General features: G+C 71.1%; 4 protein-coding genes. All 4 read right to left on the bottom strand.

Features of this window, described 5'->3' with window-relative positions; all coding sequences use genetic code 11:
* Positions 1 to 176 (bottom strand): flavodoxin-dependent (E)-4-hydroxy-3-methylbut-2-enyl-diphosphate synthase (locus tag ACFYW1_RS38890; RefSeq protein ID WP_389004550.1); only part of this gene is annotated, 176 nt, incomplete at its 3' end.
* Positions 177 to 180: 4 nt separating this feature from the next.
* Positions 181 to 1200, bottom strand: a complete 1020-nt coding sequence (gene hpnH, locus ACFYW1_RS38885) for an adenosyl-hopene transferase HpnH (protein WP_389004548.1) — start codon at positions 1198 to 1200, stop codon at positions 181 to 183.
* A 5-nt stretch (positions 1201 to 1205) separates the two neighbouring features.
* Positions 1206 to 1865, bottom strand: a complete 660-nt coding sequence (locus tag ACFYW1_RS38880; protein WP_389004546.1) for a 1-hydroxy-2-methyl-2-butenyl 4-diphosphate reductase — start codon at positions 1863 to 1865, stop codon at positions 1206 to 1208.
* On the bottom strand, positions 1865 to 3853 hold the full coding sequence (shc, locus tag ACFYW1_RS38875; RefSeq protein WP_389004544.1) for a squalene--hopene cyclase: 1989 nt from the start codon (positions 3851 to 3853) through the stop codon (positions 1865 to 1867). The genes ACFYW1_RS38880 and shc overlap by 1 nt, the downstream gene beginning before the upstream one ends.
* Between the last annotated feature and the right edge of the window lie 168 nt (positions 3854 to 4021).

Genomic DNA, 4021 nt, shown 5'->3' with positions numbered 1-4021 from the left:
TGCAACGTCGCACCGATGTCCGAGGTCCGCGTCGTGGTCATCGACTGCACCGACACCGGCGCGTCCCCGCCCACCGCAACCGACCCGACCTGGATGCGCCGCGAGGGGCGGCGCACCGCGAGCGGTCGGGCCGGCAGGCCGGGGAGACCCAGTGCGACCGGCTCTCCAGCGGTCACGGCGTCACCGGTTCCCGGAGACCGTCTCGCGCGCCGCGCGCAGGGACTCCTTCAGCGACCCCATGGTGGCGAGCACGGCGGTGGGCTCGTAGCCGCAGTGCGCCATGCAGTTGTCGCAGCGCGGGTCCTTGCCCCGGCCGTACTTGTCCCAGTCGGTCTCCTCGATGAGCTGGCGGTACGTCGGCACGTAGCCGTCGCTCATCAGGTAGCAGGGCCGCTGCCAGCCGAACAGGGAGTAGTTCGGGATGGCCCAGGCCGTGCAGGGGAAGTCCGCCTTGCCCTCCAGGAAGTCCAGGAAGAGCGGGGAGTGGTTCAGCCGCCAGCGGGCACGGTTCCCGCCGGCGAACGCCTTCTTGAAGAGCTCGCGGGTCTGCTCGACGCCCAGGAAGTGTTCCTGGTCGGGCGCCTTCTCATAGGCGTAGGCGGGCGAGAGCATCATCTCGTCGACCTTCAGATCGTCATTGAGGTAATTGAGGACCTCGATGACGGTCTGCGGGGTGTCGGTGTTGAAGAAGGTGGAATTCGTGGTGACCCGGAAGCCGCGTCGCTTGGCCTCCTTGATCGCCGCCACCGCCTCGTCGAAGACACCTTCCTTGGCGACCGATTCGTCGTGCCGTTCGCGCAGCCCGTCGATGTGCACGGCGAAGGCGAAATACGGGGAGGGGGTGAATTTCTCGATCTTCTTCCGCAGCAGCACCGCGTTGGTGCAGAGGAAGACGTACTTCTTCCGTGCCACCAGCTGCCGGACGATTTCGTCGATCTGCGGATGCATCAGCGGTTCGCCGCCCGCGATGGAAACCATCGGGGCACCCGATTCGAGCACGGCGCCCACTGCCTGGGCGACCGGCATGCGCTGCTTGAGCACTCCGGCGGGGTGCTGGATCTTCCCGCAGCCCTCGCACGCGAGGTTGCAGGCGAACAAGGGTTCCAGTTCCACGATGAGCGGGAACTTTTCCCGCTTGCGGAGCTTCTGTTCGGCGAGATACGTCGCCACCTTGATGGACTGACGGAGCGGCATGGCCATCTGGCTCACCTCCTGGGGAGCAGCAAAGATCGGTGCCATTCGTAGAAAGCCGGCAGGACGGCACGGAGAACACGGAAAGCCGATATTCCACCGCGCACCGTGCCGATGCGGACGAGCTCGTGCTCCGGAGCATCCACGACCACCCGTACGGCGGCAACCGGACGTGGTCCGGACCGCAGGGCGGTGCGCAGGGTGGCGGCCGACTCCATGTCCACCGCGATCGCTCCGGTCGCCCGCAGTTCGGCCCGCTCGTGTCCGCGTACGACATGGGCGGAGCCGGCCAGCGGGCCGGTGTGGACGGTGCGGCCGGGCACCGCACCGGCCAGGGCCTCGGCGAGCAGGCCCGGGGCGGTGCAGACCGTCGACCCCTCGGCCTCCCGGGTCTCGTCGGCGACCACCAGGTCCCCGGGGTGCATCCCCGGGGACAGTCCGGCGCAGAAGCCGGAGGCCAGTACCGCCGCACCGGACGCGCGGCCCCGGGCCAGCGCCCGGCCCACGGCCTCCTCGGCGGCCCTGGGGCCCATGCCCGTGCGCAGGACGGTGACGGGGCCGGGGGCCGTACCGGCCCGGCCCCGGCCGCTGTGCAGGGCGAACCGCTCGATGCCGAGCGCGCAGGCGATCAGCAGCGGTGCCGCGGGCCCTGACGGCCCGGGGTCGTCGCCCATCAGACCCCCTTGCGGACGGCGAACGGTTCGCCGTACACGTACCGTCCGAGGGCGGTGAGCGGGAAGACCTGCCGGTAGAGGTGGTAGTTGATGGAGAAGTCCCAGGGAAAGCCGGTGCCGGTGAAGTACGGCTCGTCCCAGGAGCCGTCGGCCCGTTGGGTGTCGATCAGCCAGCGCACCCCTCGCAGCACGGCCCCGCTGTCGCGCCGTCCGGCGGCGAGCAGCGCGAGCAGCGCCCACGCGGTCTGGGAGGCGGTCGAGGCGCCGTGCCCGATCCACTCGTCCTCGTGGTACGAGCGCAGGTCCTCGCCCCAGCCGCCGTCCTCGTTCTGCACGGACTCCAGCCAGTGGACCGCGCGCCGGATCGCCGGGTGCGTGACGGGCAGCCCGGCGGCGACCAGGGCGGGCACCACCGAACCCGTCCCGTACACGTAGTTGACGCCCCAGCGGCCGAACCAGGCGCCGTTCGCCTCCTGTTCGGCCAGCAGCCACTCGACGCCGCGCCGGGTCGCGGGGTGCCCGGCCCTCCCCTCGACGGCGAGCATCTCCACCACGTGCCCGGTGACATCGGCGGAGGGCGGGTCGATGACCTCGCCGAAGTCGCAGAAGGGCAGCCGGTTGGGGAAGGCGCTGGTGTTGTCCGCGTCGAACGCGCCCCAGGCCCCGTTGCGGGACTGCATCCCGACGTTCCAGCGCACGCCCCGCCTGATGGCGGCCTCCACGCGGGCCCGGTCGGGGTGGCGGACCCGGCGCAGCGCGAGGACCACTTCCGCGGTGTCGTCGATGTCCGGGTAGTTGTCGTTGTGGAACTCGAAGGCCCAGCCGCCCGGGTTGAGCCGGGGCCGCCGCACGGACCAGTCGCCGGGCCGGACGATCTCCTCGCCGAGCATCCAGTCCGCGGCCTTGATGAGGGCCGGGTGGTCGGGGCTGACCCCGGCGTCGGCGAGCGCGATGGTGGCGAGGCAGGTGTCCCACACCGGGGACTGGCATGCCTCGATCATGCGGGCGCCGTCCTCGCGCCAGACCGCGAACCGGTCGAGCGATTCGAGTCCGGCCCGCATCACCGGGTGGTCCAGGTCGTAGCCGAGCAGGTGCAGGGCGATGACGGAGTACACGGCGGGGGGCTGGATGCCGCCCCAGCAGCCGTCGTTCTCCTGGCGTTCGATGATCCAGCGGGACGCCGCGTTCATGGCGATCCGGCGCAGTCCGCGCGGGGCGAACCGGTGGTAGACGTGCAGCACCCGGTCCAGGCGCTGGAAGACGCCGTCCCAGCTCGCCGCCGGGGCCGGGCGCCTGGGCGGGTTCGGGTTGGCCGGGTCGGTGTGCAGTTCGTCGAGTGCGAACGGGGCGGGGCGCACCGGCCGCTTCGCCGAGACGATGGTGAGCGGCACGATGGTCTGGCGGGCCCAGCAGCCGAAGTCGTAGATGTTGAGCGGGGCCCACTTGGGGAAGAACATCAGCTCGGGCGGGAGCTCCGGCAGGTCGTCCCATTTCCACCAGCCGAACAGGGCGAGCCAGATCCGGGTGAAGACGCGGGCGGCCGCGATGCCGCCCTGTTCCCTGATCCAGGCCGAGGCGCGGGCCATGTGCGGTTCGTCCGGCCGGTCCCCGGCCAGCCGCAGGGCCACGTACGCCTCGATGGTGGTGGAGAGTTCGCCGGGCCCGCCGTGGAAAGTGGCCCAGGTGCCGTCGCCCAGCTGTTCGCCGCGGATGAAGAGACCGGCCGCCCGGACGGTCCCGGGGTCCTGGATGCCGAGGAACTGACGCAGCAGCAGGTCCTCGGCGTCCATGGTGACGTTGGTGGCGAGGTCCCCCTTCCACCAGCCCTGCTCGTCCTGCTTGCCGAGGAGGTGCTCCACCGAGCGTTCCGCGGCCCGCCGCGCGGCGGCGAGCACGTCGTCCGCGGCGATGGTTGTGTCGGTCGGTTCACTGGCCGAGGCCGCGCGGGGGTTCACGGCCCCGGTGCTTCCGTCGGTCGTCGCTGTCATGGCTTCCCCTTCGTGCAGTCGGTCCTCTGCTGTGCTGGGGTCTCCGTCGGGGGGGGGGCGCGGGGGCCCCCCCCCCGCCCGCCGTTGATATTGAGCACATGGGGTTAATAAAATTATTAAAACGAAGAAAAAACCCAGCGCCCGGCGGAGCGGCCGCCCCGGGGGCGG

It is taken from the genome of Streptomyces sp. NPDC002669, assembly GCF_042889165.1.
Taxonomy (GTDB): Bacteria; Actinomycetota; Actinomycetes; order Streptomycetales; family Streptomycetaceae; genus Streptomyces.
The sequence above is the reverse complement of the archived record's forward strand: the minus strand, read 5'-3'. Positions and strand labels throughout refer to the sequence as shown.